The 16,598-nt window shown below is 70.7% G+C and carries 12 protein-coding genes and 1 pseudogene; 7 read left to right on the top strand and 6 right to left on the bottom strand.

What is annotated here, in order from left to right:
• Window positions 1–100 precede the first annotated feature (100 nt).
• Window positions 101–4,201 carry a choice-of-anchor D domain-containing protein gene (locus EAS64_RS10830; RefSeq protein WP_145852804.1) on the top strand — a complete coding sequence of 1,367 codons (4,101 nt, stop codon included), beginning with the start codon at window positions 101–103 and terminating at the stop codon, window positions 4,199–4,201.
• A 9-nt stretch (window positions 4,202–4,210) separates the two neighbouring features.
• On the opposite strand, the gene EAS64_RS10825 is transcribed toward EAS64_RS10830, so the two are convergent.
• Complete coding sequence (locus EAS64_RS10825) at window positions 4,211–4,582, bottom strand: glyoxalase superfamily protein (protein WP_145852803.1); 372 nt, start codon at window positions 4,580–4,582, stop codon at window positions 4,211–4,213.
• 94 nt (window positions 4,583–4,676) lie between these two features.
• Between EAS64_RS10825 and EAS64_RS10820 the strand changes: the two genes are divergently transcribed.
• The 4 genes from EAS64_RS10820 to EAS64_RS47145 all read left to right on the top strand — a co-directional run bounded on the left by EAS64_RS10820 (window position 4,677) and on the right by EAS64_RS47145 (window position 8,514).
• Window positions 4,677–5,654, top strand: coding sequence for a helix-turn-helix transcriptional regulator (locus EAS64_RS10820; RefSeq protein ID WP_145852802.1), 978 nt, complete (start codon window positions 4,677–4,679; stop codon window positions 5,652–5,654).
• Window positions 5,655–5,768: 114 nt separating this feature from the next.
• Window positions 5,769–7,058 carry a hypothetical protein gene (locus tag EAS64_RS10815; RefSeq protein WP_145852801.1) on the top strand — a complete coding sequence of 430 codons (1,290 nt, stop codon included), beginning with the start codon at window positions 5,769–5,771 and terminating at the stop codon, window positions 7,056–7,058.
• Between the two features lie 65 nt (window positions 7,059–7,123).
• Entirely contained in the window at window positions 7,124–8,017 is an 894-nt protein-coding gene (locus EAS64_RS10810; RefSeq protein ID WP_246115622.1) for a fructosamine kinase family protein, read from the top strand.
• A complete protein-coding gene (locus EAS64_RS47145; protein ID WP_342782036.1) occupies window positions 8,011–8,514 on the top strand; it encodes a nuclear transport factor 2 family protein in 504 nt (167 codons plus the stop codon). The genes EAS64_RS10810 and EAS64_RS47145 overlap by 7 nt, the downstream gene beginning before the upstream one ends.
• Before the next feature lie 84 nt (window positions 8,515–8,598).
• Here the strand turns inward: EAS64_RS47145 and EAS64_RS47140 are convergent.
• Window positions 8,599–9,186: pseudogene (locus tag EAS64_RS47140) on the bottom strand (uroporphyrinogen decarboxylase/cobalamine-independent methonine synthase family protein); the annotation flags it as partial.
• A 645-nt stretch (window positions 9,187–9,831) separates the two neighbouring features.
• On the opposite strand from EAS64_RS47140, the gene EAS64_RS10800 reads away from it, so the two are divergent.
• Complete coding sequence (locus tag EAS64_RS10800) at window positions 9,832–11,130, top strand: hypothetical protein (RefSeq protein WP_145852798.1); 1,299 nt, start codon at window positions 9,832–9,834, stop codon at window positions 11,128–11,130.
• A 12-nt stretch (window positions 11,131–11,142) separates the two neighbouring features.
• On the opposite strand, the gene EAS64_RS10795 is transcribed toward EAS64_RS10800, so the two are convergent.
• From EAS64_RS10795 to EAS64_RS10785, 4 genes are all read right to left on the bottom strand, one after another.
• Window positions 11,143–11,976, bottom strand: coding sequence for an aminoglycoside phosphotransferase family protein (locus EAS64_RS10795; RefSeq protein WP_145853495.1), 834 nt, complete (start codon window positions 11,974–11,976; stop codon window positions 11,143–11,145).
• Between the two features lie 183 nt (window positions 11,977–12,159).
• On the bottom strand, window positions 12,160–13,398 hold the full coding sequence (locus EAS64_RS10790) for a preprotein translocase subunit SecA (protein WP_342782035.1): 1,239 nt from the start codon (window positions 13,396–13,398) through the stop codon (window positions 12,160–12,162).
• Window positions 13,325–13,864, bottom strand: coding sequence for a DEAD/DEAH box helicase family protein (locus EAS64_RS47135; protein WP_342782034.1), 540 nt, complete (start codon window positions 13,862–13,864; stop codon window positions 13,325–13,327). Before EAS64_RS47135 ends, EAS64_RS10790 begins: the two co-directional genes overlap by 74 nt.
• Window positions 13,865–13,987: 123 nt before the next feature.
• The gene (locus tag EAS64_RS10785) at window positions 13,988–15,064 is read right to left on the bottom strand and encodes a DMT family transporter (protein WP_145852797.1); all 1,077 of its coding nucleotides are present in this window, start codon (window positions 15,062–15,064) and stop codon (window positions 13,988–13,990) included.
• Window positions 15,065–15,092: 28 nt separating this feature from the next.
• Here EAS64_RS10785 and EAS64_RS10780 point away from each other — a divergent pair, with 28 nt between their 5' ends.
• On the top strand, window positions 15,093–16,520 hold the full coding sequence (locus tag EAS64_RS10780; RefSeq protein ID WP_145852796.1) for an aminotransferase-like domain-containing protein: 1,428 nt from the start codon (window positions 15,093–15,095) through the stop codon (window positions 16,518–16,520).
• Window positions 16,521–16,598 lie beyond the last annotated feature (78 nt).

Below are 16,598 nucleotides of genomic sequence, written 5' to 3'. Positions count from 1 at the left end.
ATGCCGGCCACGCCAAGCCCAGGCCGTTTCGTCCCCTAGCCGCTGCGTCCGGTCGTGTTTATCGTGGGGTCTGCTCAGACCAAAGTGGCTAGGGGGAGCCATGGGTGCAGCGAGACGCATTCTTGCCGCGGTCGCGCTGGTCGCCGGGATGATGGCGGGCGCCACGGGCGTTGCCCAGATCGCGCGGGGGGACGAGCCGACGATCTCGGCTGATCCGCAGCGTGACGGCTGGGACGCCAGTGAGCCGGATCTGTCCCCGGCCGTGGTCGGCGGCGGCACGTTCGGCCGGCTGTTCTCGACCGCCGTAAACGGCCAGGTCTACGCGCAGCCGCTGGTGGCCGGCGGCTCAGTGATCGCAGCGACGGAGAACGACCGGGTGTACAGCCTGAACGCCGAGACCGGCGCGGTCAACTGGTCGCTGTCGCTCGGCTCGCCCTGGCCGTCGAACGTGGTTGCCTGCGGGGATGTGACACCGAACATCGGCGTCACCTCGACCCCCGTCTACGATCCGGCGTCCGGCACGGTGTACGTCGCGGCGGTCGTGAAGAATGCCGCCAACGCCTACGCGCCGAACGTCGACCTGTTCGCCATCAACGCCGCATCGGGCACAGTCGACTGGACGGTGCCGGTGCAGGGGGCGCCGGTGAACGAGCCGACCCGGCCCTTCGACCCGCTTACCGAACGCCAGCGCGCCAGCCTGCTGCTGCTGGACGGCACCGTCTACATGGGGTTCGGCTCGTACTGTGACTACCAGCCCTACGTCGGCTACGTCGCCGGGGTGAACACCGCGACCCGGGCGCTGACCATGTGGACCGACGAGTCGGGCATCACCGACAGCGAGTCAGGCATCTGGCTGGCCGGCGGCGGCCTGATGTCGGACGGGGCCGGGCGGATCTTTGCGGCGACCGGCAACGGCGTCTCGCCGGCCGCCGGCCCAGGCACGACGCCGCCTGGCGAACTCGGCGACTCGGTGGTACGCCTCGGGGTGCAGCCCGGCGGGTCACTGGCCGCGCAGGACTTCTTCAGCCCGAACAGTGCCCCGTCGCTCGACGCGCACGACGAGGACTTCGGCTCCGGCGGGCCCATCGCCCTGCCGTTCGGCACGTCCGCTCACCCGCACCTGCTTATGCAGGCGGGCAAGGACGGCCGGATCTTCCTGCTTAACCGCGACAGCCTTGGCGGCCGGGGGAGTAAGACCGACAAACCGGTATACGTGACCCCGACAGCGTACAAGGGCCAGCAGGGCCACCCGGCGGCGTTCGCCGGGTCCGGCGGCGCGGACTACATCTACTACCACGGCGTTAGCGACTTCACGCGCGCGTTCCGGTTCAGCACGGCCACCGCCGCGCTGACCGATGCGGGGCAGACACCCGCCGTGATCGGCGGCGCGTCCGGCCCGCCGGTGGTGACGTCAAATGGCACGGATCCGAAGAGCGCGCTGGTGTGGGAGACAAACCGGGCCACTGGCGGTTCGACCGGCACGCTTGAGGCGTTCGACGCGATTCCCACCGTAAAGGGCCAGCTGCCGATGATCTGGTCGGCGCCGATCGGCACCGCGACCAAGTTCAGCGTTCCGGCGACCGACAGCGGCCGTGTGTACGTCGGCACTCAGGACGGGCACGTGTTCGGCTTCGGCGCCCCGGACAAGGCGCCGCTCAAGGGAACCCCGCTCGCCTTCGGGCAGCAAGCAGTGGGCACGTCCGCGTGCCGGGCCGTCACGGTGACGGCGACGGCGACCGTGACAGTGACCGGTGTCAGCGCGAGCTCAGCCTCGGCGTCGGACCCGTTCGAAATCAATCAGCCGAACGGTTGCCCGGCGGCCGCCACATTCCCGCAGACTCTCACCGCGGGCAAGACGCTCACCGTGCCGGTGACTTTCGCGCCCAGCGCGCCTGGCGGCGCCACCGGGGCGCTCGCCTTCGCCACGACCACGCGGAACTTCTCCGCCGTCGACGTCTCCGTGTCCGGCACCGGAACGCAGAGCGGGCTCTTCGCCTCGCCGGCGTCGCTGCAATTCGGCACGGTGCCCACCGGATCGAGTGGCAGCCTGCAGACCGTGATCACCAACGGCGGCACGGCAGCGGAAACCGTGACGAGCGCCGCCGCGCCCGCCGGCCCGTTCAGCGCCAGCGGTCTGCCCGCCGACGGCACGTCGATCGCGCCAGGCGCCTCGGTCACCGTTACCGTCACCTACAAGCCGACCGCCGCGACAGGGGATTCCGGTTCGCTGAGCGTAACCGGCAGCCATGGCGGGACGGTGGCGATCGTGAGCCTGGGCGGGACCGGCACGACCGGGCAGGGCACCCTGAGCGCCGCACCCGCGTCGGTCAGCTTCGGTCCGGTGGCGCTCGGGCAGCAGGGCTCTGCCACAGAGAACATCACGAACACCGGCAACCTGCCGATGATGATCAGCGGCTTCACGGCGCCGCCGGTGCCGTTCGGTACCCCCGTTCCAGTGCCGTCAGGCATCACGCTCGGCGCTGGGGACACCGCCATGCTGCCGGTCACGTTCACCCCGCAAAGCCTGGGCACGGTGACAGGGAGGTACACGCTGACCGCCAGCGACGGCCGCAACCCGGCGCAAACGCTCACCATTCCTGTTTCCGGGACGGGAACGGCCCCGGCGGCCGGCACCGCGATTGCCTCGCCTGGCGGCGGCTGGACGGTGAACGGCAGCGCGGCGATGGTCGGCACCACCCTGCGGCTCACGCCGGCGGTCGCGGGCAAGTCCGGGTCCGCCGTCTACTATCAGCCGCTGCCTGCCAACGGCCTGCATGCCACGTTCACCGCGCGCATGTCCGGCGGCTCAGGTGCCGACGGCATGACGTTCGCGCTGCTCGACGCCGCCAAGGCGACGACCACCAGCAGCGGCAGCGGCGGCGGCAGGCTCGGGTTCGGCGGCCTGCCGGGCGTCGCCGTCGCGCTGGCCACCTACCCGTCGCAGTCGGTCGGGATCGTCACCGGGCAGAACGCGTCCGGCCTGGTCTACGCGGCGAAGACGTCTAGCGGTCCGAACCTGCGATCGGGCTCGCATGTCATCGGCGTGACGGTTACCGGCTCCCGCATCGCGGTGACCGTCGACGGCAAACCCGCGGTGAGCGCCCTGGCGCCGGTGCCGCCGACGGTGCTGGCCGCGTTCACGGCAGGAACCGGGGGGCTCAGCGACGACCACGACGTGTCTAGCGTGAAGATCTCCGCGAGCGCGTCGAAACTGCCGCCGCCTGGCGGCGGCTGGTCCTACAACGGCAACGGACGCATGTCCAGGTCAGATACCTGGCTGACCAGCGCCGGCACCCGCCAGGCAGGCTCCGTTATCTACCCGGTCCCGGTCGCCCCGAATGGCCTTCGGGTACGGTTCAATGAGCAGATAGGCGGCGGCACCGGGGCCGACGGCATGACGTTCGCGCTGCTCAGCCCGGCAACGGCCAACACGGCACACGGCGGGAATGGCGGCGAGTTCGGCTACGGCGGGCTGTCCGGCGTGGCCGTCGCCTTCGGCACCCATCACTCGGCCGGCTACCCGTCGGCCAACTTCGCCGGCATCGCCACCGGCGCTGCCAGCAACGGCGTGCTGAAGCTCGCCAGCGCGGTCAATGAGATCGGCCCGCTGCGCACCGGCACGCACAACGTCGAGGTCACGGTGACCGGCGGCGTGCTGGCGGTGTACTTCGACGGGCAGCGGATCCTTGCCCGCCACGTGACGCTGCCCAAGACGGTCAAACTCGCCTTCACCGCCGGCACCGGTGCGCTCACTGACGTGCACGCGGTCCGGGATGCCGCCATCAGCGTGGGAGCCCCCGCATCGGCGGCCGGCGTAGCCGGCCAGGCCCAGGTGTCCACGGCACCGCAGACACCCACGCCCCCGGCGCCAACGCCGACGCCGCCCCCGCCGACCGTCGAGCTGGTGACAAGCGCGAACTTCAGCGAAGTGCTCGCCGATCCGGCCGGGATGACGCTGTACCGCCAGATCGCGCCGTGTTCCTCCTGCGCCGCCGCCTACCATCCGGCGCTGCTCGCCGCCGGGCAGCAGCTGCACCAGCCGCCGCTGCTGCCCGGCCATCTCGGCACCGTCCGGCTGCCTGACGGGTCGCTGCAGCTGACCTACAACGGGGCCCGCCTGTTCACCTACTCGGGGGACCATTTCCCCGGTGACACCAACGGGGTATCGCTTTCCTGGAACGTGATACAGCCAGTCACCTAACACAGGCGCTCAGCCGCGGGGCAGCAACTGCTGCACGGCCCACTTATTGCCGTCCGGGTCGGCGAAGAACACGAACCTGCCCCAGGGCAGATCCTGGACGTCGCTGACCTCGGCGCCGCGGGCCAGGAGTTCCTTGTGCGCTTCATCGATGTCGGCGACGACCATTTGCAGGCCTTTCACGCTGCCTGGCGCACCGTCGACGATTCCTTTGCCGAGCGCGATCGAGCACCCGGAGCCCGGCGGGGTGAGCTGCACGAAGCGGATCTCCTCGCTGACCGTGTGGTCGTGATCGGCGTTGAAGCCGACCTTGTCGGTGTAGAACGCCTTCGCGCGGTCCACGTCAGAGACGGGGATGGCTACCAGTTCGAGCTTCCAGTCCATGATCGCTCCTCGTGTCTCGTTCCTTGTGGTGTTACCCCACCGTAGATGGCTATTAGGAAGATTCCGTTCCTAATAGTGAGTCAGACTGGGAAGCATGCTGGACGCGTCGGCGCGGCTGCTGCGCCTGCTCTCGCTGCTTCAGTCGCCGCGGGAATGGAACGGGACCGAACTCGGCGAACGCCTCGGGGTGTCCCCAAGGACGGTGCGCAGCGACGTCGAGAAACTGCGCGAACTGGGCTATCCGGTGATGGCGAGGCGCGGTCCCGCCGGGGGATACCGGCTCGGCGCAGGCGCGGCGATGCCGCCGCTGCTGCTTGACGACGAGGAGGCGGTCGCGGTCGCCGTCAGCCTACGGACGGCGGCGGGCGGGGCGGTCGCCGGGATCGAGGAGGCGGCGCTGCGGGCGCTCGCCAAGCTGGAACAGGTGCTGCCGTCTCGGCTGCGTGCCCGCGTCGGCGGGCTGAAGTCGGTGATCACCCCGGTGCCGCTCGAGGCGACCGGGCCGCAGGTCGACCCGGACGTGCTCTCCGCGGTCGCCGCGGCCTGCCGGGCACAGGAACGGCTGCGGTTCTCCTACCGGTCGCACGAGGGGTCGGCGACCGACCGCGAAGCCGAGCCTTACCGCCTGGTGAACTGGGGACGGCGCTGGTACCTGGTGGCGTACGACGTCGGGCGCGCCGGATGGCGGACGTTCCGGGCCGACCGCATCAGGCTGCGGACGCCGGGCGGCGGCAGGTTCACCCCGCGCACGCTGCCGTCGGAGGATCTCGCCATGTGGGTGTCGCAGCGGGTCGCGACCGCCGGGTGGCGGTACCGCGCCCGGGTGACGGTGTTCGCACCCGCCGCCGATGTTGCCGTACGGATCGGGTCCTACGCCGGCACCGTCAGCCCCGCGCCTGCGGACGGATCAGGCGAGGCATGCGTTCTCGACACCGGCTCTGACAGCCTGGACACCCTCGCCGTTTACCTCGGACTGCTCGGCTGGGACTTCTGGGTGGAGTCTCCCGCTGAACTGGCCGATCGCGTGCGCGCGCTCGCCGACCGGTACCGGCGCGCCACCGCTCCCTTATAGGGCGAGGCAGGTCACGGCCTGCGCGAGCAGGCTCAGGCCGAGGGTGAGTTCGTCGTAGCTGACCGTCAGCGTGACGACCCGGAACCGGCGGGCCATGCGGCGCGTCAGAGAGGAGTGACACTGTACTCGCGTGCTGCCCAGGTGGCCGTCCTGACCGCACTGGGGCTGGCAATCGCGCTGGCAGGCTGCTCACCCGCGGCCGCGCCGCCATCGGAGCCCGGACCTATCATCGCCTCCACCCCGGGCGTCACGCAGACCGCGCCGAACGCGACGCAGCCGGCGCCGCCGTACTACGCGGCGGTCTGGGCGGCGCGATCGCCCGCCTGGAGCAGCCCGCAGGACGTGACGATCCGCGACACCTACACCGCCAAGACCCTGCTCACCGTGCGCCCGCCCGCGCCGTACCAGACGTTCTCCTTCGTGGCGGGAACCGGCGCCGCGGGCCGGTGGGTGGTCGGGGCGCAGCGCTGGCATAAGGGCCTGTACAACGGGAACAACAACGCTTCCCAGTTCAACAAGCTGTACCTGCTGACCTACCACGCCGCGAGCGGTACCGCCGCGCTCACCCCGCTGCCCGTCGACCCGATCCGGGTCAACCAGCTCATCGGCAACGTCACCAACCCGGAAATGAACTCCGGTGCGCACCTGCTTGCCGCGGTCGCGCTGTCACCGGACGGACGGCAGCTGGCCACCATCGTGACCTCGAAAGCGGGCTACCGGGTAACGGTCACCGCGGTGCCCGGCGGCACCGTGCGGTCATGGTCCGCGGCCGCTCCCACGCTGCCGATCGGCTACCAGAACGCGGACATTCCCACCGCCTACGAAGCGCTGTTCACCCTCACCTGGCTCAGCGATCAGCGCACTCTCGCCATGGGCATGTTCAGCTACGACCTTTCCGCGCACATCAAGACGCTGGTGCGCTACCTGGACACCGCCGCACCAGAAGGCAGCCTGCTCTCGGCGAGCCGGACGGTCGTCCTGTCGTTCCCGCCCGCGCCGCACTTCACGGGGATGTCGCCCGACCATCCGGCGCCCCTGTCGTGCACCCTGCCGCCGGTCGCGGCGAGGGACGGCGCCACCGTCGTGTGCCCCGGTTTCGCGGCCACCGGCCCGAACGCGGGCGGCTATGAGAACGTCGGATTCTGGGTGCTGTCCGCGCGGACCGGGCAGCTGACCGCCATCTGGGCGCCGCACGGCATCGGCGGGCCCGCCAACACCCCGTCCCGGATCCTCTGGGCCAGCCCGGACGGACGCACCGCCATCCTGACAGGGGTCACCGCCGCGGCCGCGGGCTCCCAGCTGTTCATCCGCGCGGCCAGCGGCGAACTGCGGCAGATCCCGTGGCCCGGCTTCATCCACGTCCCACTCCTCGGCAACATCGTCGAGCCCGACGTCGCCTGGTAAATCCGGCCGGGATAACCTGCGTTCTCGTGCCGACCGCCTCGTTGCTTCTTGACCGGCTGCATGCCGTGGGATTGAGCGATGTCACGGCGGTGGAGCCGGCGGAGGGCGGCATGGCGGCATTGGCCGGCGTCGCCACCAGGCGCGGCGGACCGCCGCTGTTCGTCAAGTCGTTCGCGGACATGCCGCCTGCCGACCTGTTCGCGGCCGAGGCGGAAGGACTCGACGTGCTGCGGGAACGTGGCGCGATTGCCACTCCCCAGGTGGTACTCGCGAACAGGGACGTGCTCGTGCTGTCCGTCCTGCGGCCGCGGCCGGCTGAGGAAGCCTTCTGGGAGCGGTTCGCGCACGCGCTGGCACGGCTGCGCACCGCGACCACGCACGACCGGTTCGGCTGGCCGCGCGACAACTGGCTCGGCCGCGGTCGGCAGGAGAACGCATGGACCGACGACGGATACGAGTTCTTCACGCTGCGCCGTCTGCTGCGCTGGCTGCCAGAGCGACGCGTCCAGGCGGCGCTCGACGAGGGGGACCGGCGGGCCCTGGAACGGCTGTGCGGCCGGCTGCCCGATCTGCTGCCGCCCCGGCCGGCCTGCCTGACCCACGGTGACCTGTGGGCAAGCAACGTCCTGGCCACCGATGACGGTCAGCCGGCGCTGATCGACCCAGCGGTCTCCTACACGTGGGCCGAGGTCGACCTGGCGCACCTGTGGTGCTCACCGCATCCGCCGGAGGCGAAGCAGTTCTTCGACGTGTACGCGGAGCTGACCGGCCTCGACGAAGGCTGGCAAGGCCGGATGCCGCTGATCCAGTTGCGGCAGCACCTGGCCGTCATCGCCCAGTTCGACCATGACTGGGGCGCGGCGCAGCAGGTCCGCGCCATTCTCAAGCCGTTCCGCCGGTTAGGCCGGCGATCGCCGGCGTTCGCGCTTGACAGGCTCTTCGGCCCGATTGCATGCTGAAGCCGTTCAGCGCTGAACAGGGAGGCAGGCTCGTGGCACTGTCACGCGAACTCATGACGGATGAGCAGCGCAAGTCGGTCGCACTTGAATACCTGAAGGCGTTCGACAACGGCGGCGTCACCTCCTCAGGCGGCAGCATCCTTGAGCTTTTCGCCGACGACGCGCAGGTCTACTTCCCGAAATGGGGAATCGCGACAGGCAAGGCGGAGATCGGCAAGCTCTTCGGTGACGTCGGCGGGACGATCAAGTCGATCACGCACCACTACTCGCACTTCAACTGGATCTTCTCCGGCAGCGACGTGGTGGTCGCCGAGGGCACGAGCCACGGCGAGCACCAGGACGGCCCGTGGCGGGCAGGAGTTCCCGAGTGGGGCGCCGGCCGCTGGTGCGACGTCTTCGAGATCCGTGACTGGCTGATCCAGCGGTGCTTCATCTACCTCGACCCCGACTACGCCGGCCGCGACACCGCCAGGTATCCCTGGCTCAACGCAGAATAACCGCTTCCAGATCCGCCTGGAGGCAAGCGCGGCGCCCTCGGCGAGGGCGGCGAGCTTCGCCCAGCCGAGCTCGGGATGGATCCGTGAGCCGAACCCGCAGTCGGCGCCCGCCATCACGTTCTCCCGGCCGAGCCGGTCGGCGTAGCGGGTGATCCGTTCGGCGACGAGTTCGGGATGCTCGATCTGGTTGGTGGCGTGGGTCACCACCCCGGGGATGAGGATCTTCCCCTCGGGGAGCCTGGTGTCCTCCCACAGGTGGTACTCGTGCTCGTGGCGGGAGTTGGCGGCCTCAACCAGGTAGGCGCCGGCCTTGACGCGCAGCATGATGTCGGCGATGTCGGCCAGCGGGATGTCATTGGCGTGCGGACCGTGCCAGCTGCCCCAGCACAGGTGATACCGGATCCGGTCCTCGGGCAGGCCGTCCAGGGCGTGGTTGAGCACCTCGATGCTGTCGGCCGCGTAGCGGCGGTAGGCGTCCAGGTCGTACTCGGGGGAGCGGTCCCAGGTGGCAGGCACCCACGCGTCATCGACCTGGAGCATGAACCCGGCGTCGATGATCGCCTTGTATTCCTCCCTGATGGCGTCGGCCAGCGCCCGCATGAGGTCGTCCCTGCTGCCGTAGTACTCGTCCGCCAGGCCGACCTCGATGCTGGCGGGCGCGACGACCGGCATGAACGCCTCGGCCGCGGGCCGGTCTCGCAGGGCGGCGGTCAGGTTGGCGATGTCGCGCCGCACCGCCTCGGGGCGATAGCGGATCGGGCCGGTGACCACCGGCTGGGTGACGTTCGCACTCCAGAAGTAGCTGTCTTCCATGTAGCCGAACAGGCTGGCGTTGGCATCGGCCCACGCGTAGAACCCCGGGAACTGGTCCCGGTCACGGCCTTTGAGCAGCGCTTCGTCGTTCTCGCTCCAGTCCCGGGCGGTGATGCCGTCCATCCGGTCGCGGACGTACCACATCCAGATCGTCTTGCCGAACTCGCCGTCGTCGACCACGTCGATGCCGGTGTCCTGCTGGCGGGCGACGACGTCCGCGACGGCATCGCGGAGCTGGGGGAGCACCTCCGGTGCCCATTCCCCGTGCTCCGCCATCGCCTTGGACAATCCCGCGGGCCGCTGCAGCGCTCCGACGTGCGTGGTGAGGATCCGGTCAGTGCTCCGTCGCATCGCCCCTCCTGCACAGCCCGGTCTCCCCGGCCAGGGCGGCACATCTCATGCCAGCCTGTCCCGCAAGCGACTTCCCGTGATAAACCGACCATACAGGCAGCAGCGAGCCTGGTCACGATGGAACTGGGGGGCCGTACGGCGCGTCAGATAGGCATGGCTTTGTTCTCGCGGCGTGCCGCGGCTGCCGTCGTGGCCTGCGCGGCGCTGGCGATCGCCCTGGCGGGCTGCTCACCCGCCGCGGTTCCGCCGAGTGCGTGCTGTGCCTCGCATGCTTCCACCTCGTCCGCCCCGGGCGGCTCTGCACCTGCGTTCGGCGCGGCGCAGACTGTGCCGCCGTACTACGCGGCCATCTGGGCGGCGCGCTCGCCCGCCTGGAGCCGCCCCCAGAACGTGACGATCCGCGACACCGACACCGCCAAGATCCTGCTCACCGTCAAGCCGCCGGCGCCGTACGAGACGTTCTCCTTCGTGGCCGGGACCGGCGCCGCTGGCCGCTGGGTGGTCGGGGCACAGCGCTGGCACCCGGGCCTGTACATCGGGAACAACAACGCTTCCCAGTTCAACAAGCTGTACCTGCTGACCTATCACGCCGCGAGCGGCCGGGCCGCGCTCACCCCGCTGCCCGTCGCGCCGATCCAGGTCAACCAGCTGATCGGCAACGTTACGACCCCGGAGATGAACGCCGGCACGCACTTGCTGGCCGCGGTGGCGCTGTCGCCGGACGGACGGCAGCTGGCCACCGTCGTGACGTCGAGAGCGGGCTATCAGGTGCGGGTCATCGCGGTGCCGGGCGGCACAGTACGGTCATGGTCCGCGGCGGCCCCCACCCTGCCGATCGGCTACAAGGGCGCCTACATTCCCACCGCCTACAACGCGGAGTTCACCCTCACCTGGCTCACTGACCAGCGCACGCTCGCCATGGGCCAGTACAGCTACGACTATCGTGAATCGGGCATCAAGACGCAGGTGCTCTACCTGAACACCACCGCGGCGGAAGGCAGCCTGTTCGGGGCGAGCCGGGCGGTCACCCCGTCGTTCCCGCCGGCGCCGCACTTCACGGGACTGTCGCCCGCGAAGCCTGCTCCGCAGTGGTGCAACGTGCCGGTCGCCACTAGTGACGGCACCACGATCCTATGCGGCGGCGGCGCGGCCACCGGCGCCAACGCGGCTGGCTTTGCGAACGTCGGAATCTGGGTGCTGTCCGCGCGGACCGGGCAACTGACCGCCACCTGGGCGCCGCACAGTGTCTGCTGCGCCACCGGCGATCGTCCCCGGATCATCTGGGCCAGCCCGGACGGCCGCACCGCCATCATCACGGGGGTCACCGGCGTGCACGCGGTCTCCCAGCTGTTGATCCGCGATCCCGCGGGCGCACTGCGCCAGATCCCGTGGCCCGGTTTCATCAAGGTCCCCGACTGGGAAACCCTCACCGAGCCCGATGTCGCCTGGTAGGCCTGCCCGGGCTTACGGTGCGGTGAGGGCGGCGGTCAGCGTCGCGGCGTACCTGTCCAGCCATGCCTCGCGGCGTTTGATCGCGTCACCGACGCCCTCGTCCCACATGCGCTGCCAGCCGCCGCCCTCGGTCTGCGCCCGCTGCTTCATCAGGTGCCACGACCGCCGGGTACGCAGCACGGCCACCTGCATGATCCGTTCCCTGTCGGTGCCGGACAGACCGTAGCTGTCGGCGAGGATGCGGATCCGCCGCGGCACGTCAACATGCCGCAGCAACGGGTCGACGTCCCGCAGATCGAACAGCGGTCCCCACCACAGCATCGCGTTGAACATCTCATCGGCCCTGGTGGCCGGCTTGGCCAGGTCGAAGTCGATCAGCGCGTACGCCTTGCCCTGGCGGAACACGACGTTCTCTGGCGTGATGTCGACGTGCCCGATCAGCTCCGGCGGGTACGCGGGAGCCGGCGGCATTCCCGGCGGGCCGGCAGGCGACGCGTCAAGCACGACGTCCGGCGGGACAGTGAACGAGGCGGCCGCGTCATCGTAGGCGCGGACCAGCCGCCCGACCGACGCCAGCCTGGTCTCGTCGGCGATCCACGGCGGGCGCGGCCGGCCGGCGACCTCGCCGTCGACGTAGCTGAGCACCTCGCGTCCGGCCCGGTCGATGCCGAGGAACCGCGGTGCTCCCTCGAACCCGGCTGCTTCGAGATGCGCGAGCAGCGCGTGCACCAGCGGCGAGTGCGGGCCGACCGGCCGCCGCACCGTGTCACCGACCCGGACCACACCCGCCGTGACATCGCCTCCGGCCAGCGGAACCTCGGCCTGGCCCGGCGTCTCCGCCCACATGTCGGCCACTGCGTCATCGTAGGCGCGCGGACGGCTTGTCCGCAGCCGCGTCTGCCTCGTGCCTGGCCGCGCGACGCATGAACCCGTTCGGGATAAGAGGACAAGCCTCCGGATGCGGCGGGCAACGCTGCGCAGGGCTCTGTCAATATCGGTACCGAACGGGTTGTCGTGCACCAGGTAGGTTCAGGTAGACGTCGGGCGCTTGAGGCCGATGGCCTCGAGATCGACGCCGTCGGCGGTGATGGGAGCGATCCTGAACGTCTGCGCGGACCGCGCCGCTGCCTCCTCGAGCAGGTCGCGGAACGCCCGGATCGCTTCCTTCATGAACTCGTTCAGCGGGACGGTGCCGCGGGCCAGGGCGCGCAAGTGGATGCCCTCGCGCAGGTCCGCGAGAAAGGCCAGGTGGTCCGCCCAGGCCCGGTCCAGGTGAAACAGCACGATCATCTGGCGGGCGGCGCCGGCCAGGACGTCCCCGTCGATGCCCGGGCTCAGCTCCGCCAGGCGCTCCGGGCATTGCCTGCCGAGTGCGGACAGGGCGTCGGCGCCGCGCAGCACCCGCGCCCGATGGTCCAAGACGATGCGCCACTGGTCCTCGACGAGCTTGTTGTACTGCCAGGTGTTGCGGTGGATTTCCAGGTTGACGCCCTCGGCAACGCGCTGCGCGTGACCCAGCGCCCAGTGCGCCTTTGCCCCCGAGGCCTGGGCTCGCGCCTCGTCAGGCGCGTACTGGAGGACCAGCTCGTCTTCCATGCTCACGAGGAAGACGGATCCGCCCGGGTCACCCTGGCGCCCTGCGCGCCCGCGCAGCTGCTCGTCGAGCCTGCTGCTCGCATGCCGGCCGGTGCCGATCAAATACAGGCCGCCTAGTTCGGCTATCAGGTCCCGGTCGCCACCGCTGCCGCCGAGGCGGATGTCCGTGCCGCGCCCGGCCATCTGGGTGGACACCGTGATCGCGCCGTGGGCTCCGGCCTCGGCGACGATGGCGGCCTCCTGGGCATCGTTCTTGGCGTTGAGCACGGTGCACCGCAACCCGGCGCGGCCGAGCGCGCCGGCGAGCCGTTCGGACTCGGCCACATCGAGGGTGCCGATCAGCACGGGCCGCCCGGTGGCATGCGCGTCGGCTACCTCGCCGACGACCGCCTGCTCCTTCTCCCCGATGGTCGGGTACAGCCGGTCCGGCTCATCGGTGCGGATGCAGGGGCGGTTGGGCGGGATCACCGCGATTTCAAGGCCGTAGAACTCCCGGAACTGCTGTCCGGCCGCCACCGCAGTGCCCGTCATCCCGCAGATGGTCCGGTAGCGGCGGACCAGGGACTGGATGGTGATGGAGTCGAGAATCTCGCCGCTGTCACTGGCGGCCAGTCCCTCCTTGGCCTCGACCGCCGCGTGCAGGCCGTCGGGCCAGCGTTGCCGCCGGGCCACTCTGCCCCTGGACTCGTTGATCAGGTGCACTGTCCGCCGCGCCCGTGAGGACCAGCGGCACCCGCGCCTCATCGATCAGCACCGAGTCTGCCTCGTCGATCACGACCACATCCGGGTCACCCGCGAGCAGGTCGGCGACGTCGGTGACCAGGCGGTCGCGGAGCACGTCGAACCCGAACTCGCTCACCGGGGCGTAGGTGACCTGAGCCGCGTAGGCGCTCCTGCGTTCGGCAACCGTTGAGCCCTGGCCGATCCAGCCGACGGTCACGCCAAGCAGGTCGTAGACCGGGCGCATCCACTCGGCGTCGCGGCAGGCCAGGTAGTCGTTCACCGACATCACGTGCACCGACCGGCCGCGCAGCGCGTATCCGGCGGCGGCCAGCGCACCGCTCAGGGTCTTTCCCTCACCGGTCCCCATCTCGGCGACCAGACCGGAGAGCATCGCAAGCGCGCCGGCCAGCTGCACGTCGTAGGGCCGTCCCAGTGCGCGCCGCGCCGCCTCGCGGCCGCAGGCGCAGATCTCCGCGTCGCCGCCCGCCGCTTGGGCCGCCGCGGCAGCTCGTCATCGGTCAGACCGCAAAGCCGCTGCTCATGCTCGCCGGCTTTGGGGAGCAGCTCCCAGAGCGGCGCTAGCTCCATGGCTCCTGGCTTGTTCAGCAGCCACCGCATGACCCGGGATATCGGCACGCCCGGACAACGTCTCGGTACCGCCCGGCGTTCCGGCTGCGGACTTTCGCCTCCTGCCCGGGCCGCGGTTCCGGCTTGTTCTGGCGCCTTCAGTCCGCTGGGTGACGGCGATGCAGCCGATGACCGCCACCGCTGCCACCGGTGCCGCGGGGGACAGTCGCTCTCCGAGGATGAGGACGGACCAGACGAGGGTGAGCAGCGGCTGGGCGAGCTGGAGCTGGCTGGCGCGGGGGACGCCGAGCGCGGCCAGCCCGCCATACCAGACGACGAACCCGCCGAACTGAGACACCGCGGCAACGTACGCAAGCCCGGCGATGCCGTGGAACGTCCACCGCACGGGCTCGGCAGGCAGGGCTAGGGCGCAGGTAAGCGCGGTGACCGGGAGCGCGGCAAGCACAGCCCAGGCGATCACCTGCCAGCCGGGCATGCGGCGTGCCAGCCGGCCGCCTTCCGCATAGCCAGCCGCGCACGTCACGAGCGCGCCGAGCAGGTACAGGTCTGCCGGGCCTGGGCGGCCAGCGCCCTGCTGGAGGGTAAAGGCCGCGACGACGGCAGCGCCGGCTAGCGCCGCCAGCCAGAACGCCCGGCCGGGACCCCGCAGTGCCCCGCCGCGCAGCGCCCCGAACGCTGCCGTCGCCAGCGGCAGCACGCCGATCACGACGGCCGCGTGAGCTGTCGACGCGGTGCGCAGAGCCAGCGTGCTCAGCAGCGGGAAGATCACAACGCAGCCGACGGCGACCACGAGCAGTCCTGGCCACTCGGCGCGGCGGGGGAGCGGGACGCGCCGGATCGCCAGGCATGCGCCCGCCAGGACAGCGGCGAGCACACCGCGCAGCCCGGTGATCGCCCACGGGCCGAAGCCCTGCAGCGCCCAGGCCGTCGCGGGAAAGGTGAACGAGAAGCACAGGACGCCAGCCGCGGCGAGGAGGCCGCCAATTGCTACTGACTCACTGTGGATAGCGCTATCATTATCTTTCACATAGAAGTATAGCAATCGAGGGAGGGGTATGGTGAGCCGCACCAGCGTCGCGGAACTTGCCGGCAGTCTGCGCCGCGATCTCGCCCGCTATTCTCCTGACGAGCAGCTGCCGTCCAGCCGGGATCTGGTCGCCAGGTACCAGGTGAGCCCGGTGACGGTGAGCCGGGCCATCGCCACCCTCGTGGCGGAAGGCCTTGTTGTGTCCCGGCCAGGCGCGGGGGTCTTTCGGGCCGGGGACCGGCCGCGAACGCGCGTGACCGGAGACCTGTCCTGGCAGGAAATCGCCCTGAGCGCCGAGCCGGGCAGCGCCCCGCGTGCCGTGGACGCGACCGAGGTTCTCACGTCCCTGGCCCATGTCCCGCCCGAGATCATCGACCTCAACAGCGGCTACCTGCACTCGTCCCTCATGCCGGAGCAGGCGCTCGCGTCGGCCCTCACGCGCGCCGCCCGGCGGCCCGGGTCCTGGTCGCGCCCGCCAGTGGAGGGGCTGAGCGAACTGCGCGGCTGGTTCGCCCGCGACATCGCTCCGCGGCTCGCGGCCTCCGACATCCTGATCGCGGCGGGCGGGCAGAGTGCCCTCACGACGGCGGTGCGCTCGCTTGCCGCGCCCGGCATGCCCGTCCTGGTCGAGTCGCCCACCTATCCCGGCCTGCTGGCGATCGCGCGGGCCGCCGGGCTGCGGCCCGTCCCGGTCCCGGTAGATGGCGACGGGCTGCGCACCGACCTGCTCGCCGGCGCATTCGCCGCCACCGGGGCTCGGCTGCTCGTCTGCCAGCCGGTGTTCCACAACCCCACCGGGACCGTGCTCAGCCCGCGGCGACGCCGTGATGTCCTGGCCATCGCCCGCGAGGCAGGCGCCTTCGTGATCGAGGATGACTTCGCGCGCCGCCTCGTCCACGATGACGCACCGCCCCTGCCGCCGCCCCTGATCGCGGCGGATGACGACGGCATCGTCGTTCACATCCGCTCCCTGACCAAGCCGGCTTCGCCAAACCTGCGGGTCGCTGCCCTCGCTGCCCGCGGTCCCGCCTTCGCCCGGATGCGCGCCACGCAGGCCGTCGACGGTTTCTTCGTCCCCAGGCCCCTGCAGGAAGCCTCACTTGAACTGGTCGCCGCGCCGGCCTGGGAGCGCCACCTGCGAGTGCTCGCGAGCGCGCTGAAGCACCGGCGTGACATCCTCGCCGGCGCGCTGGCGAGGATGCGTCCTGACCTAGTGCCCGAGCGCCTGCCGCACGGCGGCTTCCACTTGTGGCTGCGTCTTCCCGACGGTCAGGACCCGCAGCAGGTCACAGCGGCGGCGCTGCGCGCAGGGGTCGCGATCACCCCCGGCGGCCCGTATTTCAGCGCCGAGCCGCCGGCCCCGTACATACGCATGAGCTACTCCCATACCGACGGCCCCGATCGCCTCGCGGACGCCGTCTCGCGCCTGCGCGGCATCCTCGACCAGCCCGGCTAGACCAGGTGAGGTCCCGGCCTCATGCGCCGGTCCTGATCCATCTAGCGGACATTCCCGGTGCAGTTGCATAATTGCCCC

The sequence above is a fragment of the Trebonia kvetii genome, assembly GCF_007827045.1.
Taxonomy (GTDB): Bacteria; Actinomycetota; Actinomycetes; order Streptosporangiales; family Streptosporangiaceae; genus Trebonia; species Trebonia kvetii.
This window is presented reverse-complemented; position numbering and strand designations above follow the sequence as displayed.